This is a genomic window from Jatrophihabitans telluris, from assembly GCF_023516435.1.
Taxonomy (GTDB): Bacteria; Actinomycetota; Actinomycetes; order Mycobacteriales; family Jatrophihabitantaceae; genus Jatrophihabitans_A; species Jatrophihabitans_A telluris.
The window spans coordinates 3,562,274-3,587,773 of the sequence record NZ_CP097332.1 but is presented as its reverse complement, the minus strand read 5'-3'; the positions used below and the strand labels follow the sequence as shown (position 1 = coordinate 3,587,773).

At 68.1% G+C, this 25,500-nt stretch carries 24 protein-coding genes; 15 read left to right on the top strand and 9 right to left on the bottom strand.

Going from position 1 to position 25,500, the window contains the following annotated elements:
- The first annotated feature begins 17 nt into the window (after nucleotides 1-17).
- From M6D93_RS16455 to M6D93_RS16430, 6 genes are all read left to right on the top strand, one after another.
- Complete coding sequence (locus tag M6D93_RS16455) at nucleotides 18-950, top strand: beta-1,6-N-acetylglucosaminyltransferase (RefSeq protein WP_249770841.1); 933 nt, start codon at nucleotides 18-20, stop codon at nucleotides 948-950.
- A 151-nt stretch (nucleotides 951-1,101) separates the two neighbouring features.
- On the top strand, nucleotides 1,102-1,626 hold the full coding sequence (locus M6D93_RS16450; protein ID WP_249770839.1) for an acyltransferase: 525 nt from the start codon (nucleotides 1,102-1,104) through the stop codon (nucleotides 1,624-1,626).
- A gap of 171 nt (nucleotides 1,627-1,797) precedes the next feature.
- Complete coding sequence (locus M6D93_RS16445) at nucleotides 1,798-2,802, top strand: glycosyltransferase family 2 protein (RefSeq protein WP_249770837.1); 1,005 nt, start codon at nucleotides 1,798-1,800, stop codon at nucleotides 2,800-2,802.
- Between the two features lie 20 nt (nucleotides 2,803-2,822).
- Nucleotides 2,823-3,968 (top strand): nucleotidyltransferase family protein, encoded by a 1,146-nt coding sequence (locus M6D93_RS16440; RefSeq protein ID WP_249770835.1) that lies wholly within the window; start codon nucleotides 2,823-2,825, stop codon nucleotides 3,966-3,968.
- Nucleotides 3,969-4,076: 108 nt separating this feature from the next.
- The gene (locus M6D93_RS16435) at nucleotides 4,077-4,319 is read left to right on the top strand and encodes a PqqD family protein (RefSeq protein WP_249770833.1); all 243 of its coding nucleotides are present in this window, start codon (nucleotides 4,077-4,079) and stop codon (nucleotides 4,317-4,319) included.
- A gap of 59 nt (nucleotides 4,320-4,378) precedes the next feature.
- Complete coding sequence (locus M6D93_RS16430) at nucleotides 4,379-5,539, top strand: asparagine synthase-related protein (RefSeq protein WP_249770831.1); 1,161 nt, start codon at nucleotides 4,379-4,381, stop codon at nucleotides 5,537-5,539.
- 127 nt (nucleotides 5,540-5,666) lie between these two features.
- Here M6D93_RS16430 and M6D93_RS16425 read toward each other — a convergent pair whose 3' ends face one another.
- Nucleotides 5,667-6,284, bottom strand: a complete 618-nt coding sequence (locus M6D93_RS16425; protein ID WP_249770829.1) for a hypothetical protein — start codon at nucleotides 6,282-6,284, stop codon at nucleotides 5,667-5,669.
- A gap of 317 nt (nucleotides 6,285-6,601) precedes the next feature.
- Between M6D93_RS16425 and M6D93_RS19670 the strand changes: the two genes are divergently transcribed.
- Nucleotides 6,602-6,757 carry a lasso RiPP family leader peptide-containing protein gene (locus M6D93_RS19670; protein ID WP_430667197.1) on the top strand — a complete coding sequence of 52 codons (156 nt, stop codon included), beginning with the start codon at nucleotides 6,602-6,604 and terminating at the stop codon, nucleotides 6,755-6,757.
- A 107-nt stretch (nucleotides 6,758-6,864) separates the two neighbouring features.
- Here the strand turns inward: M6D93_RS19670 and M6D93_RS16420 are convergent, their stop codons facing one another.
- On the bottom strand, nucleotides 6,865-7,245 hold the full coding sequence (locus tag M6D93_RS16420; RefSeq protein ID WP_249770827.1) for a lasso peptide biosynthesis protein: 381 nt from the start codon (nucleotides 7,243-7,245) through the stop codon (nucleotides 6,865-6,867).
- A gap of 36 nt (nucleotides 7,246-7,281) precedes the next feature.
- Between M6D93_RS16420 and M6D93_RS16415 the strand changes: the two genes are divergently transcribed.
- From M6D93_RS16415 to M6D93_RS16405, 3 genes are all read left to right on the top strand, one after another.
- Complete coding sequence (locus M6D93_RS16415) at nucleotides 7,282-9,165, top strand: ABC transporter ATP-binding protein (RefSeq protein ID WP_249770825.1); 1,884 nt, start codon at nucleotides 7,282-7,284, stop codon at nucleotides 9,163-9,165.
- A gap of 731 nt (nucleotides 9,166-9,896) precedes the next feature.
- Complete coding sequence (locus M6D93_RS16410; protein WP_249770823.1) at nucleotides 9,897-10,646, top strand: glycosyltransferase family 2 protein; 750 nt, start codon at nucleotides 9,897-9,899, stop codon at nucleotides 10,644-10,646.
- 4 nt (nucleotides 10,647-10,650) lie between these two features.
- A complete protein-coding gene (locus M6D93_RS16405) occupies nucleotides 10,651-11,586 on the top strand; it encodes a glycosyltransferase family 2 protein (RefSeq protein WP_249770821.1) in 936 nt (311 codons plus the stop codon).
- A 16-nt stretch (nucleotides 11,587-11,602) separates the two neighbouring features.
- Here M6D93_RS16405 and M6D93_RS16400 read toward each other — a convergent pair whose 3' ends face one another.
- The 3 genes from M6D93_RS16400 to M6D93_RS16390 all read right to left on the bottom strand — a co-directional run bounded on the left by M6D93_RS16400 (nucleotide 11,603) and on the right by M6D93_RS16390 (nucleotide 15,544).
- Nucleotides 11,603-12,874, bottom strand: a complete 1,272-nt coding sequence (locus M6D93_RS16400) for a glycoside hydrolase family 16 protein (protein WP_249770819.1) — start codon at nucleotides 12,872-12,874, stop codon at nucleotides 11,603-11,605.
- 182 nt (nucleotides 12,875-13,056) lie between these two features.
- Nucleotides 13,057-14,676 carry a lipopolysaccharide biosynthesis protein gene (locus M6D93_RS16395; RefSeq protein ID WP_249770817.1) on the bottom strand — a complete coding sequence of 540 codons (1,620 nt, stop codon included), beginning with the start codon at nucleotides 14,674-14,676 and terminating at the stop codon, nucleotides 13,057-13,059.
- A 304-nt stretch (nucleotides 14,677-14,980) separates the two neighbouring features.
- Nucleotides 14,981-15,544, bottom strand: coding sequence for a hypothetical protein (locus M6D93_RS16390; RefSeq protein WP_249770815.1), 564 nt, complete (start codon nucleotides 15,542-15,544; stop codon nucleotides 14,981-14,983).
- On the opposite strand from M6D93_RS16390, the gene M6D93_RS16385 reads away from it, so the two are divergent.
- Together M6D93_RS16385 and M6D93_RS16380 are read left to right on the top strand one after the other, a co-directional pair.
- Complete coding sequence (locus M6D93_RS16385; protein ID WP_249770813.1) at nucleotides 15,531-16,271, top strand: glycoside hydrolase family 16 protein; 741 nt, start codon at nucleotides 15,531-15,533, stop codon at nucleotides 16,269-16,271. The genes M6D93_RS16390 and M6D93_RS16385 overlap by 14 nt on opposite strands.
- Nucleotides 16,272-16,361: 90 nt before the next feature.
- A complete protein-coding gene (locus M6D93_RS16380; RefSeq protein ID WP_249770811.1) occupies nucleotides 16,362-16,601 on the top strand; it encodes a hypothetical protein in 240 nt (79 codons plus the stop codon).
- A 43-nt stretch (nucleotides 16,602-16,644) separates the two neighbouring features.
- Here M6D93_RS16380 and M6D93_RS16375 read toward each other — a convergent pair whose 3' ends face one another.
- The 3 genes from M6D93_RS16375 to M6D93_RS16365 all read right to left on the bottom strand — a co-directional run bounded on the left by M6D93_RS16375 (nucleotide 16,645) and on the right by M6D93_RS16365 (nucleotide 20,180).
- On the bottom strand, nucleotides 16,645-17,598 hold the full coding sequence (locus M6D93_RS16375; RefSeq protein ID WP_249770809.1) for an endonuclease/exonuclease/phosphatase family protein: 954 nt from the start codon (nucleotides 17,596-17,598) through the stop codon (nucleotides 16,645-16,647).
- 125 nt (nucleotides 17,599-17,723) lie between these two features.
- Nucleotides 17,724-18,602, bottom strand: a complete 879-nt coding sequence (locus tag M6D93_RS16370) for a signal peptidase II (protein ID WP_249770807.1) — start codon at nucleotides 18,600-18,602, stop codon at nucleotides 17,724-17,726.
- An 81-nt stretch (nucleotides 18,603-18,683) separates the two neighbouring features.
- Complete coding sequence (locus M6D93_RS16365; protein ID WP_249770805.1) at nucleotides 18,684-20,180, bottom strand: PspC domain-containing protein; 1,497 nt, start codon at nucleotides 20,178-20,180, stop codon at nucleotides 18,684-18,686.
- Nucleotides 20,181-20,336: 156 nt separating this feature from the next.
- Here M6D93_RS16365 and M6D93_RS16360 point away from each other — a divergent pair, with 156 nt between their 5' ends.
- Nucleotides 20,337-21,581, top strand: coding sequence for an ATP-binding protein (locus tag M6D93_RS16360; protein WP_249770803.1), 1,245 nt, complete (start codon nucleotides 20,337-20,339; stop codon nucleotides 21,579-21,581).
- A complete protein-coding gene (locus M6D93_RS16355) occupies nucleotides 21,578-22,264 on the top strand; it encodes a LuxR C-terminal-related transcriptional regulator (protein ID WP_283818596.1) in 687 nt (228 codons plus the stop codon). The genes M6D93_RS16360 and M6D93_RS16355 overlap by 4 nt, the downstream gene beginning before the upstream one ends.
- 31 nt (nucleotides 22,265-22,295) lie before the next feature.
- Here the strand turns inward: M6D93_RS16355 and M6D93_RS16350 are convergent, their stop codons facing one another.
- A complete protein-coding gene (locus tag M6D93_RS16350) occupies nucleotides 22,296-22,604 on the bottom strand; it encodes a chorismate mutase (RefSeq protein WP_249770801.1) in 309 nt (102 codons plus the stop codon).
- A 346-nt stretch (nucleotides 22,605-22,950) separates the two neighbouring features.
- Between M6D93_RS16350 and pcrA the strand changes: the two genes are divergently transcribed.
- Nucleotides 22,951-25,467: a DNA helicase PcrA gene (pcrA, locus tag M6D93_RS16345; RefSeq protein WP_249770799.1), complete on the top strand. Its 2,517-nt coding sequence runs from the start codon at nucleotides 22,951-22,953 to the stop codon at nucleotides 25,465-25,467.
- Nucleotides 25,468-25,500: the final 33 nt, after the last annotated feature.

Sequence of the window (25,500 nt, the reverse complement as noted above, 5' to 3'; positions counted from 1 at the left end):
GATCGAGGCCAGCCCCGATGGCATCCCCTCAGACGTCCCCGCACATGTCGCCGCCCGTCCCGCCGGACATCGTGTTCCTGGTGCAGGTACACGCCAACCCGGCTCAGTTCGCACGCACGGCGGCGTCGTTGTTGCTGGTGCCCGGCTCGGCCCTGGTGGTGCACGTGGACGCGCGGGTGGACCAGACACCGTTCCTCGCGGCGACCGAAGCGATGTCCGGTGTCGTGTTCGTGCGAGATCGGGTCCACGTGCACTGGGGCAGTTTCAGCCAGGTCGAAGCGACCCTCGCCTCGGTCACCTGCGCGCTTTCGGCCTTTGGTGAGGCCGAGCGTTTCTGCCTCGTGAGCGGTGACACCTATCCCGCGCGCCGGCCGGCGGAGATCGCCGAATTCTTCACCGCCCATCCCGAGCGGAACTACATCAACTGCGTCCGGGTGCCCAACTCCGAGCTCAACAAGAGTTTGAGCCGTATCAGTCACGTGAACCTGGAACACGACGGGCGCACCGGGCGCTTTCTTCGCCTGCACGGGTTGATCAATCGCTATCTCGCCCGTCCCTGGCGGGGCGCCTTCGCCGGCCGCGTGCCGTACGCGGGAAGTACCTGGTGGGCGCTGAACCGGCAGGCGTTGACCGTGATCCTGCACACCGTGGACAACGAGCGGCGGTTCATGCGCTTCTACCGGAACACCTGCCTGCCCGACGAGCACTTCTTCCAGACGGTGCTGGCCAATTCCTCGTTCGAACCCTCTCTCGCGCCCGCACTCATGTACACCGCCTGGAACGAGGGCTCGCCGTCGCCGCGAACCCTTGATGCCGCGGAGGTCGAGCGGCTCAAGGCCGTGGGCCGTGCCGTCGATGACGCCTACGGGCACCACGAACTGCTGTTCGCACGCAAGTTCGACGACCCGCCGGGGGAGCTGCTCGCGCTCGTCGAATCGGAGCTCTGGTGAGCGCGCCCGGCCGGCCCGCGGTTGCTGCGCCGCAAAGACGCACTGTCAATGACTGTCAATGACAGTCAAATGACTGTCATTGACGGTCAATGACTGCGGGTGGCTGTCGATGACTGCTGGTGGCTGTCGGGACGGATCGGAGGGATGCTTCATGAATCGACTCGGGTGGTTAGTCGGCAAGGCCGTTGAGCTTGCCGAGCGATTCGATCTGCAGGTACTGGCACCGACCCGTTCGGTGCCCAGACGCGCGCGGATTCTGCTGCTGAAACTCGGCGGCATCAAGATCGGCCGAGGGTCGCATTTCGCCCATTCGACGATCCTGGTCAACAAGCACATCCGCTTCGGCACCGACTGCTTCGTCAATACCGGCTGCCGCCTCGATCCAGGGGATGCGCAGATCGAGATCGGCGACAACGTGCTCATCGGTCCTGGGGTGATCATCACCGCCGCATCCCACCGGATGGGCTCGCACCGGCGCCGGGGGATGGAGGCCCACGATCAGCCCATCCGGATCGGGGCAGGTTCGTGGATCGGCGCCGGCGCCGTCGTTCTGCCGGGCGTGACCGTCGGCGCCGGCTGTGTCGTCGCGGCTGGTGCGGTCGTGACGAAGGACTGCGAGCCGGACGCGCTCTACACCGGCGTCCCGGCGCGGTTCGCCCGCCAGCTGGCCAACTAGGCTGCATCCCGAACACTGCAGACAGAAATGGGTTCGAACTGCAATTCGGTTGCGGGTGAGGTCGCACAGTTGACGATCCGGACTCATGCGGTTTGCCTCGCCATAACGTAGCCATGCCACGCTGTCGGCGCGATCGGTGCTGAATGTGCCGCGCATGGTGGGAAAGGGAGAGTGAGTCTGTTCATGCTCGATGGGACGGCTCCCGGTGGCAATGCCGGGGCAGGTCGAGGCGGACACGCCGAGGCCGACGCGACCGGCTCCACCGAAGCCCGGGCGCAGGGACCATCGCTGGAGGTGGTGCTGCCGGTGCGCAACATGGCCGAGGACCTCCGCGCGGCCTTGGGCCTGATCATGAGCCAGCTGGGGCCGAACGACGTGGCGACCGTCGTCGACGACGGATCCTCCGACGGCACCGCCGACGTCGCCCGGTCCCTCGGCGCGAACGTGATCCGGCTGGACGCGAGCGTCGGCCCGTACGCGGCACGGCATCTGGCAGTCTCCCGGTCCTCCGCGGACGCCATCGTTTTCGTCGACGGCCGCAGCCGCAGCCGTCCGGGTCTGTTGGACTCGCATCGGCGCCTGCTCGCCGATACCGAGGTCGCGCTGTCCTGCTCACCGATCGTGATCGAATCCGCACCCTCGCTGGCGGCGCGGGTGGCCGAGGTTCAGGATCTGTTCAGTCTCAAGGCGTTCATCGGCATCCCGGGCCGGCTGGATTACTACCCGACTGCCAACCTCGGCGTGCGGCGAACGGCGTACCTGAGCGTCGGCGGGTTTCGCAAGATCCGCAGCGGCGGCGACGCCGACCTGTGCTGGCGAATCCAACTCGCTGGCCTGGGGCGGCTGGCCGTCGACGACCACGTGTACATGAGCTGGGTGCCGCGCCGACGCATCCGGGGACTGATCGAGCAGTGGTACCGCTACGGTCAGAGCGCGGCGCTGCTGGACGAGCTGTACCCGAGCGCCAAGGCCGCCCCGGCGCCGCGCGACGGACGGTTGACCAGTGTGCGCAAGCTCGTCCTGGCGCTGTTGACGCGGCCGCGATCGGCTCCGGTCTCGCTGGTGTCGGGCTTCACCCACTCGGTGTTCCAGCTGTCCTACGCCCTGGCCAGCAGGTCCAGACGGGCGCAGGGGCCTAGTAGCGCGGCCGACTCGATGCCGATGGCATCCGGCTGAGGTCCGTGTACTTTGCTGGTGTGAAGGTGACCGGTGGGGGTGCGCCCCGCGGAAGTTCCCTCACCGGCGCGGTTCGGGACATGCTGCCGGACGCCGGGCCGTGGGTGACCGCAGCCCTCTGGTACCCCTTCGTGAGTGCCGCGACCCCTTCCGAGCCGTTGACCGACGAGCTGGGGCAGATCCTCGAACACAAGCTCGCGCCGCTCGTGCTGGACTACATCCGATCGACCAGGTCCGCAGTCGCGGCCGACGTGCTGCTCGATCTGGAGAAGCAGAAGTTCGCCCTCATCCTGCACAGCCAACGGGTGGCGGCGCGGGCGGCCGAGGTTATCGGTCGGCTTCGCGATGACGGGGTGCAACCGATCGTGATCAAGGGACCGGGCATCGCCGCGCACTATGCCAGCCAAGCGTCACGCCCTTATTCCGACGTGGATATCTTGATCGCGCCGGCAGACTTCGCCCGTTGCCTGCGCAGGCTTAAGGCTCACGGCTGGCTCGAGTTGCCGGACAACCGGCAGCCGTGGCCTTTCTTTGACCGGCACTGCCGGGAAGCGGTCAATCTGCTGGACGGGCAGGGCGGCAGTATCGACCTGCACCACCACATCTCGCCGTGGCTCTGGTCCCAGGACATCTCGGTGCCCGCCGTCGTAGCCAGGGCGACGGACGTGTCCGCGGCCGGGCAGACCTTCCCCTGCGCCGATGCGGCGGACAATCTCGTGGTCGCCTCGCTGCACCTGATCAACGACCATTTCGTACCCGGCGGGAGGCTGAGCATCTGGCGCGATGTGGCTCAGCTCGCGCACGCCGTCGATCCGGACGTCGCCGCGGAACGAGCCGGCCGCTACGGGCTGGACGGTTACCTGCGCAGCGTGCTGCAGGCCCTGCCGGGGCCGGCGCGGCCTGCCGCGTTGATCGATCGTCTGGGCAGCACAGGGGTGAAGCATCCGCGCCGGCTGCTTCGATTGATCGTTCCTGATCGATCGCGCGGAAGCGTGGTCAACGCCCACCTGCTGCGATTGCCGGTGGCCAACGCCGCGCTGTACCTTCTGGGAACCATTTTTCCCGACCGGGATTTCCTGCGGTCGCACTACGGTCCTCGCCACGGCGGACTCCGCCGCTACTGGGCGGACGCCTTCAAGGTCAGGCACGGCGATCGGGTCCATTGACAAGGCTTGCCCCGCCTGCACCCAGCCAACCTGCACCGAGACGAACTGCACCGAGACGAGAAAGGCCTTATGGTGACTGAGCAATCGCTAAGCGTGCGGACGGCGGACGTGTCCTGGACGCCTGCCGACGACGGATCGGTAGTCATTCTCGATCTGCGTTCCTCGCGTTATCTCAGCTTGAACGATTCGGCGGCGGCACTGTGGCAGGCGTTGGTCGGGGGCGCTACCGAGCCTGAACTTGCGCGGAGCCTGCAGGCGAGCTTCGGGGTCGAGGCCGCGGTTGCCGAGGCGGACGTGGCCGAGTTCTTGGCCGCGCTGCGCGCCCGGGATCTGCTGCAGGAGGAAAGCTGAGCCACCGGAGCGTGCTGCCGATCCCGGCGGCACCAATGCAGGCCGAGCCGGGACCGCTGATGTCCCCGCTCGAAGTGGCCTACGGGCTGGTGCTCGGCCAGACCGCGGAGCCGGCCTGGCCGGTGGTGACCGGTCGGCGCGGGGACCACACCGTCGTGGCGCGGGCGTTGGACGCGGTGATCGGCGCGGCGCTGGAGCGCGCGCCGTGTCTGGTCAGTTTTTCCGGCGGACGAGACTCCTCAGCACTCCTGGCCTGGGCGACCCGGCTGGCGCGCAGACACGGTTATGACCTTCCCGTCCCGGCCACGCTGTTCATCCCCGGCGACTCCGACGCCGACGAGCAGGCCTGGCAGGACCATGTCCTGTCCCACCTCGGTCTCACCGACCGGCTGATCTTCAGCATCAGCGACGAACTGGACGCCGTCGGTCCGGTCGCGGGCACCGCACTCCACCGGCACGGACTGCTTTGGCCGTTCAACACTCACATGCATCTGCCGATCATCGCCGCGGCGCAGGGCGGGTCGGTCATCACCGGCTTCGGCGGGGATGAACTGGGCCGCAGCAGCGAGTTCGCCCGGTCGGCTCAGGTGCTGAGCCGGCGGAAGAAACCGATGGCCTCCGACGTCAAGGTGCTAGGGCTTGCGCTGAGCCCGGATGTCGTGCGGCGACGGGTGTTTCGCCATCGCACGCGGGGTTTGCTCGAGGCCATGCCCTGGTTGACGCCGTCGGCGGTGGCCGCTCTCACGCGTGCCGTCGCCGAGGACGATGTGACCGTCCCGATCGGGTGGGCAACGACGTTGCGTGAGTGGTTTCGCCAGCAGCGCTACTTCCAGATCTGCCAGCAGAGCTTCGCCGTGGTGGGCCGCTCCTACGACGTCGACGTCGTGCATCCCTTTGTGGCGCCGGACGTCCTGGGCGCGCTCGCGGCCGTCGGCGGCTTCGGCGGTCTCGGTTCGCGGGCGAGCTTGATGCAGTTCCTGTTCGCGGACGTGTTGCCGGCCGAGATCATCCAGCGGCGATCGAAGGCGTCCTTCTCCAACGTGCTGTGGACGGATACGAGCCGTGAGTTCGCGCGGCAGTGGTCCGGTGGTGGTGTCGACTCCCAGTACGTCGATGTCGGCGCGCTGCGAGCGCACTGGTCCTCGGGCACAGCCGATATGCGATCCCTCGCGCTGTTGCAGAGCGCTTGGCTCTTCGACCATCCCGCCCCCGACCGTTGAGGTTGCCCTCGTTGCTCGCCCCCGACCGTTGAGGTTGCCCTCGTTGCTCGATCGTCCCGGCCGGATTCGACGGGGATCGGGCAACACGGGCAACCTCAACGACGGGCGTCGGGCAACACGGGCAACGTCAACGACGGACGTCGAGGGCAATCAGAAGTTGCTCCATCGCCGTGTCCATGAGGTCCCAGTCCTGCGGTCGGGAGAAGCGGAACGCCGGCAGCCGCAGCACGTGCAGGAGGCTCACGTCGTCGCCGACCGGGAAGCGGAGTCCCTTGTGCCTTGCCAGCACACCCATACGTTCTGAGATCGGGATCGGTTGCACCTGCACGTCCGGGCCCCAGGCCAACTCGATCCAGCCCCGGACCGGAAGCTCGGCGGGTACCGGACCGAGGGGGACCCGCCACCGCCGGCGAGTGCCGAGAACACCCACGTCGGAACCGAGCTCGAACCGGCGGGCAGCACCTTCGCGCAGATCGATGAAGCGGGGTCCGGCCATCGCCGTCAGCCCGTCGGTGATCAACAGGTCGTCGGCGAGGACGTTCATGCCGTGGGAGACCATCCAGGCCAGCAGGGAGCTCTTGCCGTCCTCCCGCTCGCCGAGCACACCCCAGACGCCGTCGGGACCGACGAAGCTGCCGGCGTGCAGGGCGCACCGGCCGGCCCAGGCCGCAACGGCGAGCGCGGTCGAACCCAGGTACGGGTGCAGCAGGGCGGCGTCGGTGACGGGTGCCTGTGTATGGAGCACAGTGTGTCGTTCGTCTCGGAGGATTCGTGCCATGCCGGCTGGTTGGAGCCGCAATTCGGCCACGGAATCGGACCACGACATGGGTCCGGAGAACGGTTCGCGGGTGGACTCGAAGGTCCATCCGACCCAGCTGGCAGGCGCCTCGACGAGCTGGCTCGTGTCGGATATGCGACGAAGGCGTAGCCCGTAAGCACCTAGATTGACCGCATTGTTTCCAGACAGTGAATTTCCACCTGACGATTCGGTCGACGGCGAGGCAGCACTTACGATAGCCCGTATCCGGTTTCACACCGGGTACGCATCCGGAGAGGAGCAACATGCACGAGTACAACAAGCCCGCAATCACTGAGCTTGGATCCTTCGCCGATCTGACCCTGAGTTCGATCACGAAGACGGCAGGTACTGGCGACGTCATCGTCATCAATGGCGAGTCGGTCTCAGTTCCTGGCGCCGGTGTCGTAAGCGTCAGCTAACTCCTGACTCACGGAGAGCGTGGCCGCGCAGACGCGCGGCCACGCTCTTCTGTTTGCCGGCGTATTTCCTCAGCCGCCGAACGGTGCAGACAACAGCTGCACAGAACCTAGGCCTGAGGCGCAGCCGGTCGGCGCGCAGGCTGAATGCGGTGGATCTCGGTGTATTTCACGGCAGACTCGGGTTCGAACCCGTCCACCCAGGCGTGTGCGGTCTCGGTCGACATCCCGCCCGTCGGGATCCCGACGACGATGTCGTGGTACCGCTCGTGCGCGGTGAGCCAGGACTGGATGATCAACGCCCGTTCGATGCACGTCGGCGACAACCGCGAGATCACCGCGCTGACCCCGGGGTAGGCCTTCATCGGCAAACGAGGTGCGGCCGGACACGTTGCGCGCACACCCTCGCGGCGCAACCGGCGCCGGACGATGACCAGGCAGGTCAGCGCCCACGCGGCCGCGAGCAGGACGGTCGGGCGAAGCCGCCACATACGATGTCCCTTCCTGAACGAGAGCGGTGAGCATGCGTGCCCGACCCCGGATCTGACAGCGGTCCCCAGCACGGTGGCCTGACGCGGATCCTGCAGCTGCCCCGGGTGATGCGTTTCGCGCTGTCGACGACCTGGTCGGCGGCGCCGGTGCTTCTGCTCACGACGGTGCTGCTTCAGCTGGTCAGCGCGGCGACCCTGGTGGTGCAGTTGCTGGCCGGACGGAGGTTGCTCTCCGGCCTGTTGAAGAACGAGGAGTCGCTCAGCCGCCTGACGCCGATCCTAGTGGTGTTGCTGGTCGCCTTCGCGGTGGCGTCGATGATCGCCGTCTCCACTTCGGGCCTGCAGCATCTGCTCTCCGAGCGGGTCAGCGAGTACTCGATGCGCCGGGTGCTGGAGGCCGCGACGACCACCGAGCTGCTGGACTTCGAGTCGGCGGAGTTGCACAACCGGCTCCAGCGGGCCCTCATGAACGCCGGCAGCCGACCGACCCAGATGACCCTCGGCCTGGTCAACGTGCTGTCGTCGTTGGCATCGTCGGCGGCGCTCAGCATCGCGCTGATCTACCTGTCGGCTCCGCTGTTCGCCGTGGCGGTTGTCGGATCGATCCCGATCTGGTTCCTCGGTCTCAACGCCAGCCGGGCGCTGTATGACTTCGCGGTCCGCCAGACCGAGCCCGATCGCCAGCGCATGTACGTCCAGCTGCTGCTGACCTCGCGCGACCAGGCCAAGGAGGTTCGGGCCTACCTGCTCGGACCGGTCATGCTGCGCCGTTGGCGCAAGCTGTACTCCGAACGGATTGCGGACCTGTCCTCGATCCTGCGGGCACGGGTGGTTCGAGGCCTGGTCGGAGTGCTGCTCACCACCGCCGTGCTCGGCCTCACCCTCGGCGTGATCGTGTGGATGATCACCCATCACCGACTGTCCCTGTCGTCGGCGGCCGCGGCTACGGCGGGCCTGCTCCTGCTGAGCCGCCAGCTGCAGGGCCTGTCCAGCGGAGTCACGTCCCTGTACGAGAGTGCGCTGTTCATGCAGGACTTCCAGGAGTTCGCCAGCCGGCCCGAAGCGGTGAGCGGGCGGCACCGCTGGCGCTCGTCGCGGCCGGCGGTGTCGTCGCCAGGGGCTGCCCCCCGCCTGCTGCCTTTCGACCGCCTCGATGTCGAGGACGTGAGCTTTCGCTACCCGGCGGGCGGACGGGACGCGCTGGAGCACGTCTCGTTGCAGCTGAGGGCCGGCGAGGTGATCGCGCTCGTCGGAGCCAACGGGTCCGGCAAGTCCACGCTGGCCAAGCTGATCGCCGGGCTGTATCCGCCGACCGGCGGCACCGTCCGCTGGAACGGTCACCCCTATGACGTCCTCGACGGCGACCAGGTGCGCGCGCAGTTGGCCGTGCTGTTCCAGGATTTCATCAAGTTCCAGTTCTCCGTCTACGAGAACATCGCCCTCGGACGCCCCGGCGAGCACCTGCTCGGCAACGAGGACGCGGTGGACCGTGCGGCCGACGCGGCCGGTGCGGCTGAGCTGATCGCCCGGTTGCCCCAGGGCCTGCAAACCCAGCTCGGGCCCCAGTTCGTGGGAGGTAGCGAGCTGTCCGGGGGGCAGTGGCAGCGCATCGCACTGGCGCGGGCGGCGTACCGCGATTCACCGGTGGTGATACTGGACGAGCCGACGGCCGCACTGGATCCCATTGCCGAGGCAAGCCTGTTCAGCCACAGCAGATCGATCTTCCGGGGCAAGTCGGTGGTGCTGATCTCGCACCGCTTCGGCAGTGTGCGGCAGGCCGACCGGATCTACGTGCTGAACAACGGACGGATCGTCGAGCAGGGAACGCACGAACAATTGACTGCACTCAACGGTGAGTACGCCACGATGTACGAGGCTCAACGCAGCTCGTTGATCGGTGACGGCGCGAGCGGTCTGTAGGGCCCTGAGAGCCGCGCGGGCGAGCGTCGCAGCGCGCGGTGCGCCGCCCATCGGACCATCTCGGAGCGGAGATTCCTGCTAGTAGGCAAATTCACACCGAGACGCCGCTCGGTCGTTGAACGCGCAAATTAATTGCCGATGACCGCGCAACCACCGGGATTCAACGCCGCAGCGTATTCAGCGCATTTTGTGTTACAGCCGTTGTGATATTCATTTCCAACATCTGCTTTTGGCCCCTGGCGCGGCGGGTGCGGGCGGGCGCGGCGGCTCGACCGCAACCGATTGTGAGTGCCGCATGAGGGCGGCCGTATGGAGTACATGAAGCCCATGATCACGAACACATCACACTTCGGAATTCCCAGAGAAATTCCACACGCGCATTTAGCCTCGATGGCAAATTCACTACGCTGCGCGTTCGACGTCAACTCTCTGTAGTCATAACTTCACGCAGTTACCGTAGATAGTCACCTGACTACGCTTTGTAGTGGCTGTCACGAAAAGTTAACTTAAACGGGCCAGAATGTTGTCTCGTCGATTTTTGTGGCGCCGTGGTCTGGGTTAGGGTGGTTCCAGCGGGATCAGCCCGGCGACGTGGCCCGCCATTAGCTTTCGTACATCGCAATTTTCCCCGGGGGGAATCAGAAATGTCTTCGCAGTTGCGTCTCGCCATTGAGCGCCCGCGTATCTCGATTGTCATTCCAGCCCGAAATGAAGCTCGCAACCTCGAACTGGTGCTGCCTGAGCTGCCTCAGGTCCACGAGGTCATCCTGGTCGACGGCCACTCCGCCGACGACACCATCGCCACTGCTGAGCGCGTCCTGCCCGGTATCAAGGTCATTCAGCAGACCCGGCGCGGCAAGGGAAATGCCCTCGTGTGCGGTTTCGCCGCCGCCACCGGCGACATCATCGTCATGTTCGATGCCGACGGCTCGGCCGACCCGGCTGAGATCCCGGCCTTCGTCAATGCGTTGAAGTCCGGTGCCGACTTCGCCAAAGGCAGTCGCTTCTGCCTCGGCGGCGGGAGCGAGGACATCACGCTGTTCCGTAGCGCGGGTAACCGCTTCCTCAACATCGTGACGAACACCCTGCTCAAGACCCGGTACACCGACCTCTGCTACGGCTACAACGCCTTCTGGTCCGACATCCTCGAACACCTCGAGCTCCCGCACCCGGCGGCCGCGACCACCGCGGACAACGGGATGATCTGGGGCGACGGCTTCGAGATCGAAACGGTGCTCAACTGCCGGGTCGCCGCGGCTGAACTCGCCGTGACCGAGGTCCCGAGTGTCGAGCGCAGCCGTGTGTTCGGCGCCAGCAACCTCAACGCGATCCGCGACGGCGTGCGGGTGCTCAAGACCATCCTGACCGAGCGAACCCGGCCGCGTCCGGTCACCGAAGCACACAGCCGTACGCACGAGCGGCACCGCGTGGCCGCCCGCCAGGAAGCGTCTGCCATGGTCGCCATCGAGGACATAGCCTGAGTTGATGGCTGAACCAACCATCGGTGTCGTCGTCTGCGTCTACACCGAACAGCGCTGGAACGACATCAGCGCAGGCATCAACGCCCTGGACCGGCAGAGTCTCAAAGCCGACCAGATCCTGATCGTCGTCGACCACAACGAAGCGCTCGAGCAGCGGTGCCGCAGCGAGCTGACGGGCTTCGGCACCCCGGTCGAGGTCGTGCCCAACAAGCACGCCCAGGGCCTGTCCGGCGCCCGTAACACGGCCGTGGAGCTACTGACCACAGACCTCATCGCCTTCCTGGACGACGACGCCTGTCCGGACGGATCCTGGCTCGAACGACTCGCCGCACCCTTCAGCGACGACGACGTCTGGATCAGCGGCGGCCACTCCTCGCCCGGGTGGCCGGACCAGATCCGTCCGCGGTGGTTCCCGGCCGAATTCGACTGGGTCGTCGGCTCCAGCTACCTGGGCATGCCCGAGCAGGACGCAGACGTCCGCAACGTTCACGGCTGTTCGATGCTTTTCCGTTCCTCGGTGTTCTCCCTCGTCGGCGGTTTCGCCGAGGGTGTCGGCCGGGTCGGCGTCCTGCCGATGGGGTGTGAGGAGACCGAACTCTGCATCCGGCTTCAGCAGGAGCGACCCGGCACCAAGATCCGGTACGTGCCCAGCGCCGAGGTTCTGCACCGGGTGAGTGAGAACCGGGTGCGCTTCGGTTACTTCCTCAAGCGCTGCTACGCAGAAGGGCTGTCCAAGGCCCAGATCGGCAAGCTCGTCGGAGCTTCGGAGAGCACCAGCGACGAACGCCGCTACGCCAGCGAGGTACTGCCCGCAGGTGTGCGGAAGGGAATACGGTCGGCGCTGCACGGCGACGTGGGTGGGCTCGGTCGTGCCGCGGCGATCATCGTCGGGCTGCTGGTCACCGCCGGCGGCTACGCCCGCGGCCGGGTCGCCGGCTAGCGGCGGAACCGGCCGCTCAGCCCATCTTGTACTGGACCACCCAGTCGACCTGCGCGTTGCAGCTCCCGCTGCCGATGGTGACCGCACCGGGGGCCAGCTTGCCTTCGGTCTGCAGGACGAGGGTCATCGGCTTCTGCGGAACCTGGGTGGTCTTGGCCTGTCCCCAATACGAGCCGTCCAGCGTGTAGCGAACGCTGGTGGGTGTCCACTCGACCCCGATCCGATGCCACCCCGAGAAGTCGACGGCCGGCGAGACCCGGTCCTTGGCGAGGGCATCGGCGTGCCCGGCCGAGTTCTTGAACAGCAGAGCCGCGGTCGTCGTACTGCGCGAGCCGCCCTCGTCCTCGGCGAAGTCGATCTCGCCGTCGTCGGGCCACTTGCCCGAGTACGGCCACAACAGCCAGGCGTACTTGACGTCCGGGCACTTGTCGATGCGGGCGAGGATCTCGTACTTTCCGTAGGTCTGGCGGGGGAGCATCCACAGCCCGAGGCCGGCGGTGACCACCCGGCCCTGCGGGTTCGCGGCGCGATCGACCGAACCCTTGAGGGTCAGCACGCTGTTGGCGACGATCGCGTGGTCGGCCATCCACCAACCGGTGTTCGGATTCGATCCGGGTGCCCAACGGTCATAGACCGACCAGGCCTTGCGGTTGAGGGCCGTCCCGCTGAAGTCGTCGGCGTAGACCTGGGTCCAGCCGGGCAGGTTCCCGGTCGGCATCGCCGCGCGGGTCCCGCTGTCACCGGCCGGGACCGGCACCGATTGGGTCGCGGCGGAGAGCTTCTTCTGAGCCGCGCTCGTCGCGGCGGTGGTCGCGTCGGACTTCGCCCGGGCTTCGGCGGCTTGACGAGCGGTCACGACCACCTCCTGGCTGGCGAGGGTGTAGGCCCGCGAGCGCGCCACGGCGAGCGCCTGAGCACGGCTGGAGGACTGGTATGAGGCGGATCTGGTTGCCGTGCGGACGGCCGTTGCCGTCGCGGTGGCTGTGGCGCTGAACTTCTGTGTCCCGTGGGCGAGCGTAATGGTCACCGAGACGGCCGAGCGCACCGAGCCGGTCACGACCGCCTTGGACGTGTAGCGGTAGCCGGCCTTGGTCCGAGGCTGCGGCGTGTTGTGCCAGGTCCGGGAGGAGATCCTGGTCGTGCGGCTCAGCACGGCGGCCGTCGCGGCGGCGGTGACGCTTCCCGTGTTCGCGGGCACGGCCCGGGCCGCGGCCGTGGCCGGCGCTCCACCGCTGACGATGACCGCGCCGGTCAGTGAACTCGTCGCCACGACGGCGACCGCCGTCATCGACACTGCCCACAGCGTCCTGACCGGCCGTTTCCTGCTGCCCCTCATGCCACGTTCCCCCGCCCCCGGAAGCACCCACCGCACGGTTCGCGGGTGTGCTACCTATCAGGTCGGCAGCAGAGGCACGGATCTTACTGTCGGTATATAGATTGATTACCGAACGTAGTGACGCTAGGGCTTGGTCAGGCGCGGCGCGTGAGAAACCGCCGGCTCGGGGCGGCGTGACGCCCGCTGACCACCTGGTCCGAATTGCGCGCGCTGCGCAGTCGAACGAGGAACCACGGAAAGCACAGGAGCGCAACGACCAGCCGGATCACGTTCCACAGTGGGGTCTGCGGCAGCGCCACCGAGGCGGCACTCACGGCGATCGCCACGAACATGCTCGCCCAGAGCAGGGGCTCCGTCCGCGGCCACGGTGACCGGCCGATCGCGGCGCGCTGCAGCAACGCCTGGACCGCGAACGCGATGACCGTCGCGGCCGCTGATCCCTCGATGCCGACGCTCGGCACGAAGATTATGTTCAGCACCACGTTGACCACCGCTGCCGTTACCGTGGCCGTCGCCAACGGCCTTGTCCGGCCTACGGAGATCAGGGCTCGGCCGGTGGCGCCACCCGCCGTGACCGGGAAGGCGGCGACGGCGACCAGGAACACCACGAGCAGCAGCGTGCCGGGGCGGAAGCTGGCGGGGGCCACCAGCCGCAGTGCGATCGGGGCAGCCAGCGTCAGGCCCAGGATCATCGGAACCAGGAGTCGGTAGATCTGATCCCGCGATCGGCCCAGCAGCCGGCGGCGCACCGTCTCGTCAGCGATGGCCGCGAAGCGAGGCGTCCACGAGCGCCCGACGAACCCGAGCAGCAGGACGACGGTCGAGCCGACGGTGTAGGCGACCTGGTAGCGACCGGTCTCGGCCGCGCCCAGATCGCGCTGCACGATGATCCGGTCGCCCGCATTGAGCACGAAGGTCGCCAGGCCCGACAAGGCAATCGGAAGACCGAGCTTCAACGCCGCCCGGGTGACGTGCCAGGCGAAGATCCCTCGAAGGAGCGGACGGGTTGCGATGATGCCCAGCGGCAGGGTGGCGAAGAGGCTGATCACGCCGCCCCAGGCGTAGACCGAGGCCGTGTGACCGAACACGATGATCAGCACCACGCCGCACAGCTGCGAGCCCACCGCGGACAACGCGCTGATGAAGGTGAACGGGCGCAGCCGGTCCTCAGCGAGCAGCAGCGCCAGCATGATCTGGATCGTGCCGCCCGGTGCGGTCCAGAGGATGGTGGCGATGAGCAGCGAATTGACGTGCCCGAAGCCGAGTCCGGCCGCCCACAAGGGGGACGTCAGACCCACCAGAAGCGTGAAACCGAACGCGATGACCATTCCCGTCGCGACCAGGCCGCGAGCGGGGCCGTCCTCGTCGGCCCTGACGCGGTGCAGGGAGACCGCCTGGTCGAGGCCGAGCACGCCGAGCGCGATCAGAACCTGGTACAGCGCGATCGACGAGGCGAGATGTCCGAACTCTGTCGGCCCCAGCACATAGGCCAGAACCGGCGAGATGATGGTCGCCACGACGGTCTGCAAGGACCAGACGACGACGTAGAGCAGGCCCCGGCCGAACAGACTGGAGCTGTCGGCGTTCGGCTTGTCCGAGGCTGACAGACCCGACGGCGGGACGTGGTCGGCGCCGTCGGGCAGGACCGCTTCGGCACCGTCGGGCAGGACCGGCAGGACGGCGGTTTCCGCGGTCTCGGCGAGGTGAACGGAGCCGGGCGTCCCAGGGCCCCGGTTCATCTCGGTTGAATTCACCTCAGTCGGCACGCTCGTCCGCAGCCATTGGTATGTGCCCTTTCGGATCTTGACGGATACAGATCAACGGCCACAGAGCCGGTCGGTTCGAGCGGGCGACCACTCTGTCCGGGCGAGTGACGGAGGCCCGCCGATCGCCTGTTCTTGGTTCCGATGGTACGGCAACGGTTGATCCGGCCACTGTGGTAACGGCCAGGTTTCCTGGCGAGCTCGTGCGTTACTAGTGGGTCCGTGGACGTCCGCTGCTGCCGCTGCGGGCGCTGCGGACCGCGGTTGGCAAGGGCCGTAGACGTCACCCCGTCGACTACCATTCCCGGAGGCCGCCGACCGGGCGGTTGGAGGCGGGGACCATCGAACGGAGCGTGATGTCAGTCCGAGAAGTGGCCACCCGACGAAAGCGCAATGCGGCCAGCACGACGACGCTGTTTGTCGCCGCGCTGTGCCTGCTGCTGACTCTCCTAGCCTCCTGTGCCACCCCCACCTCCGGCGCGCGGGACCGCGCGCGTGCCCAGTCCTCGTCGCAGCCCGGTGCGGGCACTCCTGGTCGGGGCGCGGCCAGTGGGCCGGGTTCCGCGGCCCTGTCTTCGGGCTCCTCCTCCCAGCGCGCGCCGAGCTCGTCGGCCGGGTCCCGCTCCGCCGCCTCGTCGGCGTCCGGATCGGCTTCGGGGGGATCGGGCGGATCATCGACGTCGCGCTCGGCAGCGAGGGCCACCACACCAGGCCGTTCCACGGCTTCCGCCGGCCAGGGCACGAGTACCGGCGGCGGCACGAGCAGCGGAGGGACGAGCAGCGGCGGGGCGGGCAGCGGTGTCGCCGCGAACAACGGCACGGCCTCGGCCAAACCCGCCGACGTCGTGAACGGGACCACCGCCTCGGGCCAGGCGATGCCGGTCGGCGACCTACCGGGGTGGCACCAGGTCCTCGCCGACAACTTCGGCACCAACGTCGGGCGAGGGTCTTTCGCCACGAGCCCCTACACCAAGCGCTACTACGGCTACTCGGGGTTCCCCGACACTTCCAGGAACGGCAGCTACGACCCGTCACGCGTGATGTCGGTGAACAACGGTGTCATGGACTGGTACCTGCACAGCGAGAACGGCCAGCCCTACGTCGAATCGATCGTCCCCAAGTCGCCGGCGACGAACTGGGGTCAGGTCTACGGACGGTTCTCGGTGCGCTTTCGCAGCGACCAGGTTCCCGGATACAAGTTGGCCTTCATGCTGTGGCCGGACAGCAACAAGTGGTCCGAGGGCGAGGTCGACTTTCCCGAGGTCGGCGGCCTGACCACGCATGACTACATCTATGCCAACCGCTACGCCGCCGGGCGGACGAACCTCGCCGGTGACACCGCCGGCTTCCGGACGCGGATCGCCGCGGCCGGGACCGGCTGGCACACCGCCACGATCGAGTGGTCCCCCAACAACCTCACCTACTACCTGGACGGGGCCAAGCTCGGCACGAGCACGACGAAGATCCCGTCGACGTCGATGCACTGGGTTCTGCAGGCCGAAACCGCGCTGCACGCCCCCAAGCCGGCCGCGAACGCCAGCGGTCATCTGCAGGTGGACTGGCTGACCATGTACACCCGCTCGTAGCGGGATTCCGGCCAGCCGCGCTCCGCTCTCGGCGCCGGCGACTACCCTCAGACACGTCCGATATCTGTCGATGAGGGCAGCGTGCAAAAGATGCTCGTCGACCGCCCCAGTGCCGTCCGTCTCGTGTCGTCGCCGAAGACGCAGCCGAGCTTCGGCCTGCCCGATCCCCTGTGCGCGTGCGGACATTCGGCCGAGTCACACCGGCACTTCCGCCGCGGCAGCGACTGCGGCCGGTGCGGAAGCCGATTGTGCGGTCGCTACCAGGCCTTCGGTGCGGGCGCGGTGCGCGCACCGCACGGGCCGTTCGGCTGGCTGGGCCTGTTCCGCTGAACCATCAGCCCGCCCGGTGAGGCTGGGACGTCAGGCGGGGACGTCAGGCTGCAACGACGGTGACCAAGAGCGCGCGATGATCGGTGCCCGGGACGGAGATCGTCCGCACGGTGCCTGCCTTCAGGGTGCGGAGCAACACGTGATCGATGCCCAGCAGAGGTGGCAGCGGACCGTTGGCCGGATACGTCCGGATCGTGGCTGCACCGGCCTGGGTGGCGGCGTCGGCCGTCCCGGTCCTGCTGATGAGATCACGCAACACCCGTAGGGACGTGGTGGCGTTGAAGTCTCCGGCGTCGATGAGCGGTCCGGGAATCTGCTTGAGGACGTCGGTGAGCAGCCGACTCTCGGTGAACCAACGGGTCCCGCTCTGCGGCCACGGCGCACCGAGATGCGAGGACAACACGTGCGTCTCGGGCAGCCCCGGCGCGACGAGCGAGGCGGACAGCACGCCGTTGTTGAAGCCCGTGTAGGACCGCTCGTCGCCGAGTGGGAACCGGCTGAACAGTCCCACCCCGCCCGCACCGGGTCGGGGATCGACGAACTCGTGTGGCAACAGCCGACTCAACCCCGCCGCCTGCAATCGAGTCAACGCCGATCCGGTCAGCTCCTGCACGGCCAGGACATCGACCCGGTGGCTGAGGACCTCGGCGACGAGGCGGTTCGGATCTGCCTGGCCCAAGCGCATGTTCAGGCTGAGCACACGCAGTTGCGGGCGCCCCGCGGTGGCCGGCGATCGGCGTAGGACGGTGAGGGCCGAGGGCAACAGCACCAGCACGATGAGAACGGCCGCGGCGGTGAGGGTGAACCAGCGCCGCGACGTCGCGCCGACGATCAGGGCGGGAAGCGCGAAGATCACGCTGAACGGCGCCGCGCACGCGGCCAGCACCAGGACGTGGTTCGAGCTGGCGACGTTGCGGGCCAGCAACGAGCACGCGGGCAGAACCATCAACAGCCAGAGCAGCAACGTCAGCGGCCGCACCTCGGCAATCTTTGACACCCAGCTCCCGACCTCGCCAGCGACCGAACTCCCCGTGCCGTCGACGGTCATGGATCAAGACCACGGACAGGCCGCCTGGACGGGCCTCATGCAGGGGCACGGAAGGACAGGCTAGCGGGCCGCGTTCACGGCCGGTCGCTGGACGGCGCGACGGTAGCCCCGGGCCAGGAGAACTGGTGGCCCGGCGTCGGGCCGCTGGTCGCCGACTGGGGGGTGGCGCCCCAACGGGTGGCACCGTTGTGGTCCGAGCCCGTGTCGGAGAGCGACGTCGAATAGGTGATGGCCGAGGTCTGAGCGCTCTCGGCAGCCGCGAGCGGCGCGCTGATCCCGCCGTAGGTGACGGCCCCGGCGGTGGCCGCACCGACCAGACCCACCGCGGCGGCGCTACCCGCCCAACGCCGCACCGGCTCGCCCCGCCGGCTGGGCCGCACGACGGCGCTCGGGCGTATCCGGGGCGCGAGAACCTCGAGCGGAGCGGCGGCCCGGCTGAGCAGCAGGCGCATCCGGCGACGCCGTCGCATCGGCCGGCGGACCGTGGAGAGGAGCAGACACGTCGCGAAGCCGGCGGTGCCGAGACCGATGTAGAGGTCGGCCAGGTTGTAGAAATGACGTCCGATCGGAACGAAGTCGATCACGCCGCGAAGGCTGCCGGGGGCGGTGAGGAAATGCAGGCCCAGGCGATCGAGCAGGTTGCTCGCCCAGCCGGTGAGCATCAGCACCCCCGTCGGACGCAGTCCCGGCGACGCAGGACGCCGGAACAGCGCGCCGAGGGCGAGCAGCACGAGGGCGAAGTTGACGACGTCCAGGATCGCGCCGGTGATCGGGCCCGCGAACCAGGCACTCATGCTCCGCGAGACGAACTGGTCACCCCCGGCGTTGATGCGAACGGTGCTCACAGTGCGCCACGCCCAGAACTTGGCGGCCTGGTCGACGCCGACCAGAGTCACTATCGCGAGTCCGACCGCGAAAGCGCGTGCGCGGCTGGGTACCTGTGCGTCCCTCACCCGATCTAGTTAAGCGCACATCGTTACCATTTCGCAATCGGATCGATGTGCAAAAGGTGTGCGCTTCCACTAGTAGGCCTGTCAATTGGGGACGCGCGTGATCTGGACGTGCCCGGCCGTCAGCCGAACTCGGACCGTCAGGACGGGAGACGCGGTGTTCGCACCAGGCCCGGGTGACACGACAAGCGAGCTGTTGAGTCCGGCCACGAAATCACCGACCGCTCGGGACTGCCCGACCTCGATATCGCCCACGTGCACCGTCGCGTCCACGATGACGTTCAACGTCGCCGGGACGCGCAGCTCGACTCGTCCGGCCGCCTGCGTGATCTCCACGCGCCGGTCTGCGGTCAAAGCGGGCAGCTTGGTCAGGTCCAGCACCGTGTCACCGGCGAACTGCCGCTCGTCGGCCAGCTGCGCCAGGCTCGTCGGCGCGAGCCCGCTCTTGCCCGAACCGTCGGTCAGGCTCGCCGGCGTCGCACCCATCACGATCAGGGCCGGGACGAGCAGCAGCAGTGGAGGCAGGTACTCCCACACCGTCCGGCGCGCGATCAGGCTCACCAGCAAGCCCAGTCCGAGGACGGCGAACACGAACCACAGGTAGCTGCCGAACGGGACGCGATTCACCGCATCCACGATGCCGATGACCGTCAGGCCCACCAGGAGCAACGCGCCCACGGCGACCCTGATCGGGCGACGACGTCGTCTGCGTTCGATCTGGGCCTCGCGCGCCTCGGAGTACCAGTCCCGCATCGTCACCCGGAAGTCGTTGAGCGGCGGTGCCAGTCGCTGCGGCGGCTCGCCCTGGCCGAACGGGGGCACCGGCACGTCCAGCGGCCGCGGAGCACCGGTCGGCACCGTCGCGTCCTTGGTCAGCGAGATGGTCGGCTCGGTCCCGAGATCGCCCTCCGTGCCGCCTGGCTGCGGAACCGGCCCGGTGGCCCCAGCGGGCCCCGCGCCAGATTCGGGTCCGGAGGGCCACAAGGCGGGCCTGACGGGGAAGCCGGCTTGGGGGAAGCCGGTTTGGGAGAAGCCGGATTCGGGAGGGCCGGATTGCGGGGAGAACGGCGGGTACGCAGAGGGCGGCCCGCCGACCCAGCCCGTGGGGTAGTTGCTGCGGGCTGAGCGTCGTACGAGCACGATCAGCAGAACCGCGATGACCGCAATCGCCGGGAAGGTCGGGCCGGGCGCCCACCAGGAGAACCACGCCGCCCACACCACCAGCGCACCGCCGATGATCACGATCCACGGCGGGATCTTGCGAAGCCGAAGCTGTTCCACCGCGCGGTCGAACACCGAGTTCGGCTGTTCGGGTTCGGGGATCAGTACCCAGCAGGCCAGGTAGACGATCAACCCGACGCCGCCGAAGAACGACAGCACCGCGAACACCACCCGGAAGATCACCGCATCCACGCCGAAGTACTCACCGAGGCCACCGGCGACGCCACTGAGCATCCGGTCGGTCCGGCTGCGGCGCAGCGGCGGACGCACCGCACTGGGCGGACGCCACGCGGGAGGGGGAGGCAACAGGGGACCGCTGGGGTCGTTCGGTCCGCCTGGGGTGTTCATCGTCGTCGTCATGCCATTCAGCCTGGGGTCAACAACGCCCCCACGGTATCGGGGACTACCCCGAGCAGGCCCCGATATCGTCGGGACACCCCTGAGACGGATCCGGGTCAGGAATCCGGGTCAGTCCTGATGTCGAAGCCGGCCCGCAGCGGACATGATGGGAGCACGATGACCGCTCCTGCCCCTCCTCCCTACCTCTTCCCGGCCGCCACGCCTGGCTTACGGCCGCCGCGGCTGTACCGAGCCGTGCGCGGCCGCTGGTTCGGCGGAGTCGCCTGCGGCCTGGCCCGCTACCTCGACGTGTCGGTGTGGCTCGTCCGGATCGGATTCTTCGTCGCCGCGCTGTCCGGTGGCCTGGGCATCCTGCTCTACGGCGCATTCTGGATCGTCCTGCGTACCCCGCCCGACCAGCCCCAGCAATCGCGAAGGGCGGCCGTCGAGTTCGTGGTCGCGCTCGTGATCGGCGCGGGGGTCCTGCTGGCCAACGCCCGCACCCTGCCGCTGGGGTGGTGGTTCGTACCCGTGATGCTGGCCATCTTCGGCGGCGCGCTCGTCTGGCGTCAGGCTTCGGAGACCGAGCGGGATCGGTGGCGGCGCCTGTCCCGCAGCTCGCTGGCTGCCGGGGCCTTCGACCGCACCGGCGCGCTCAGGCTCGCGCTCGGTATCACGCTGGTGCTCGCCGGGGGCGTGTTCGTCCTGTTCCAGACCGGCACCGGAACCAAGGCGATCGGGGTCGGTCTCGCGGCCGTGCTGGTGACCGTCGGGGGCCTCGCGCTGATCACCGGGCCGTGGTGGCTGCGGCTGGTGCAGGAGTTGGGCGCCGAGCGCACCGAGCGGATCCGCAACGAGGAGCGTGCCGACATCGCCGCCCATCTGCACGACTCGGTGCTGCAAACCCTGGCGTTGATCCAGCGCAACGCCAACTCCCCCCGCGAGGTGGCCCGGTTGGCTCGCAGCCAGGAACGCGAGCTGCGTACGAAGCTGTACGGCTCGATGGTTCCGACCGGGACCTTCGCCGAGCTGCTGGCCGGTGCCGCCGCCGAGATCGAGGACACGTACGCCATCACGATCGACCTCGTGGTGGTGGGCGGCGAGCGCGACGTCGACACGCGCCTGGACGCGCTGGTCGCGGCGGCCCGCGAGGCGATGGTCAACGCGGCCAAGCACGCGGGCGTGACGAGCGTGTCCGTCTACGCAGAACTGGCGCCTGGCTCGTCCCGGCCGGGGGTGACCGAGGCTCAGGTCTTCGTCCGCGATCGCGGCATCGGTTTCGACCCCGACATCATCGAGGAGGATCGTCAGGGAGTGCGCGGTTCGATCATCGGCCGGCTGGAACGTCAGCGCGGTAGCGCCACCATCAAGTCCAGCCCGGGCGCCGGTACCGAGGTCGCCCTCAGAATGGAGCTTTCGTGACCGAACAGAACGCACCCACCGCCGCCGAACCGGCCGGATCCGGACCCTCGGTGGTGCTCGTCGATGACCACGCGATGTTCCGCTCCGGGGTCAAGGCCGAGATCGGACAGAGCGTCCGCATCGTCGGAGAGGCGGCCACCGTGGCCGAGGCCGTCACGGTGATCGGTCACCTCAAGCCCGACGTCGTGCTGCTCGATGTGCATCTGCCCGACGGCGGCGGTCCCGCCGTGGTGGCCGCGGTGCTGCCCCAGCACCCCGACGTCCGCTTCCTCGCCCTGTCGGTGTCGGACGCGGCCGAGGACGTCATCTCGGTCATTCGTTCCGGTGCCCGCGGCTACGTCACCAAGACCATTTCGGGCGCCGACCTCACCGACGCCATCCGCCGGGTCGCCGAGGGCGATGTGGTCTTCTCCCCGCGCCTGGCCGGTTTCGTCCTCGACGCCTTCCGCGATGCCGACACCGGTCCCACGCCGTCCGTCGACCCGGAACTGGACCAGCTGACCCCGCGGGAGCAGGAGGTTCTGCGGTTACTCGCTCGCGGGTACAGCTACCGCGAGATCGGTGCGGAGCTGTTCATCTCGATCAAGACCGTGGAGACGCATGCCTCCAACGTCCTGCGCAAGCTGCAGTTGTCGTCCCGGCATCAATTGACCCGCTGGGCCGCCGACCGCCGCCTGGTCTGACCCGGACGGGTTCGGTCGGTAGCGCGCCCGGTCAGCGAGCGCCGCGGCAGGCGCGCAGGACCGCTTCGCCGACCGAGGCGCCTTCGCTGCCCAGAGCGGAGCGGTAGTGGTCGATGATCGCGCGTTCGCGGCCGAGTTCGATGCGGGTGCCGCCGGCGTTGATGCGGGCGGTCTGGATGCGGCGCGACAGCTGGGCGCGTTCGGCCACCAGCCGCGCGATCGCCGTGTCGAGGGCGTCGATCTGACCGCGCAGCGTGTCGATGGTGGTGCTGGCGTCGGCGGTTTCGTCCACGATGACCTCGGGGGTGGGCTGGGCGTTCAGGCCGGAGGTGATGCTCATGATGCTGCGTTCCGTTCGCTGGTGATGATGCCCCGGCCTAGTCGGCCACTGACCGACTTTCCGTTGTGGAGTCCTCGAAGCCCCAGACATACGAAACGCCCCGGGCTCTTGGCGGGCCCAGGGCGTTGACGGTTGGTTCAGATCAACCGGTCGCGAAATGGGCCGCTGCGCCAAAGAAGGCATAGCGGAACCCATAGAAGAATTCGCGACCGGTGGTCTGCACGAGGTCGATGGTGACACGTCGTCCCAGGGTCGAGCAAGCCCGTCCCGCTATTCGGGACGGGCCCCGCGGCGTGACCGGCACCCATCCGGTGTTGTCGGCGGCCCGACGTAGGCTGAGGTCGAGATGAGTGCAGACGCCATACCCCCCGATGTACTGAGCCTGTTCGACGTCGACGGCCGGGTCGGTGCCGGCTTGGTCAAGTCCGCGGTCGAGGCTGGCGGCGTCTCCATGCCCGAGCAGCGGGCTGGCCAGGCGCGCCAGTTCGAAGGTGAGCGGTCCACGCAGGCCGAGCAGCGCGAACAGCGCGCCGAGGCCCTGCTGAGCGGGCTCAATCCGCAGCAGCGTGCGGCCGTCACCCACGCCGGGTCCCCGTTGCTCATCGTCGCCGGTGCCGGCTCGGGCAAGACCCGGGTGCTCACCAATCGCATCGGGTACCTGCTGGCCACCGGCCGCGCCAGGCCCGGACAGATCCTCGCGATCACCTTCACCAACAAGGCGGCGGGGGAGATGAAGGACCGGGTCAGCGCGCTCGTCGGCCCCCGCGCCAACGCGATGTGGGTCTCGACCTTCCACTCGATGTGCGTGCGCATCCTGCGTGCCCAGGCCAAACACCTCGGGCTGAAGTCGTCCTTCTCGATCTACGACGCCGACGACTCGCGGCGGCTGATCACGATGGTCATCCGTGAGCTCAACCTCGATCTGAAGCGGTACCAGCCGCGAGGCATCGGCGTGCAGATCTCGAACCTCAAGAACGAGCTCATCACCGCCGAGGCGTTCAGTGAGCAGACCTCCAACGCGCACGAGAAGATCGTGGCCGAGATCTATGAGCGCTACCAACGTCGGCTGTCCGAGGCCCAGGCCCTCGATTTCGACGACCTGATCATGACGACCGTGCGTCTGCTCCAGAACAACGCCGAAGTGGCCGAGCACTACCGACGCCGGTTCAGTCACGTCATGGTGGACGAGTATCAGGACACCAACCACGCCCAATACGTGCTGGTCGCGCAGCTGTGCAAGCCGATCGCCGAGCTCAATCTCCCGGCCGCCGAGCTCTGCGTGGTCGGCGATGCCGATCAGTCGATCTACGCCTTCCGCGGGGCGACCATCCGCAACATCGACGAGTTCGAGCGCGACTATCCCGACGCGCGGACGATCCTGTTGGAGCAGAACTACCGCTCGACCCAGACGATCCTGTCCGCGGCCAATGCCGTCATCGCCCGCAACTCCGACCGGCGTCCGAAGAACCTCTGGTCCGAAGCCGGCGACGGCTCCGCCATCGAAGGCTACGTCGCCGAGAACGAGCACGACGAGGCTCGCTGGGTCGCCAGCACAGTCGATCGGCTCACCGACGCCGAGCAGGCCAAGCCCTCCGACGTGGCGGTGTTCTACCGCACCAACGCCCAGTCCCGCGTGTTCGAGGACATCTTCATCCGGCTGGGACTGCCGTACAAGGTCGTGGGCGGCGTGCGGTTCTACGAACGCAAGGAGGTCCGCGACATCCTGGCCTACCTGCGGGTGATTGCGAACCCGCTCGACGTGGTGAGTCTGCGGCGGATCCTCAACACTCCCCGCCGGGGGATCGGCGATCGGGCCGAGCTCTTCGTCGAGACCTACGCCGACCAGGAGCGCATTCCCTTCGCCGAGGCCCTTATTCGCGCCGACACCATCGTCGGCCTGGCATCACGATCAGCCAACGCGATCGCCGGATTCGTCGCGCTGCTCGGTGAACTCAGGCAGATCGCGGCCAGTGAGGAACATGGTTCACCGAGCAACATCATCGAAGAAGTGCTGACCCGCACCGGGTACCTTGCCGAACTCGAAGCCAGTCACGACCCCCAGGACGAAGGCCGCGTCGACAACCTGCGCGAACTGGTCAGCGTGGCCGCGGAGTTCGAGGAGCAGCGCGCGCAGCTCGAGATCGATGACGGCACCGGCGAGGGCACGGTCAGCGCACCGGCCGATCTCGATGCCTTCCTCGAACACGTCTCCCTCGTCGCCGATGCCGACTCGGTACCCGACGCCAGTGGTGGTGTCGTGACCCTCATGACCTTGCACACCGCCAAGGGGCTGGAGTTCCCGGTCGTCTTTCTCACGGGAATGGAAGACGGGATCTTCCCGCACCAGCGGACCTTTGCCGAACCCGGCGAGATGGCCGAGGAGCGAAGGCTGGCCTACGTCGGCATCACCCGCGCCCGGCAGCGGCTCTACCTCAGCCGCTCCAACACGCGCTCGGCCTGGGGCAGCCCCCAGTACAACCCGCCCTCGCGGTTCCTCGACGAGGTCCCGGCGGAGCTGGTCACCTGGACCGGCGCCATCGACCGGGAGCCGTTCATCCGCTACGCCGACGACGATGCCGCGAGCGGCTCGAGCCGTTACGCCGACCACGGCTACCGGGCCGCGGACCGCCGGCCGCAGCCGACGCCGGCCCGGAGCTCCAGTTTCGGCAGCCCGGGTAGGGGCAAACTCGAGCGGTCGATCCCGAGCCTGCAGGTCGGTGACCGGGTCACCCATGACACCTTCGGCCTCGGCACGGTCGTCTCCTTGCGTGGTGCGGCCGAGAAGGCCCAGGCGGAGGTCGACTTCGGCAGCTACGGTCCGAAATGGCTCGTGCTGCGTTTCGCACCACTGCACAAGCTCTAGCCGACCGCCGGCACCGCCGGCCGGACAACCGGC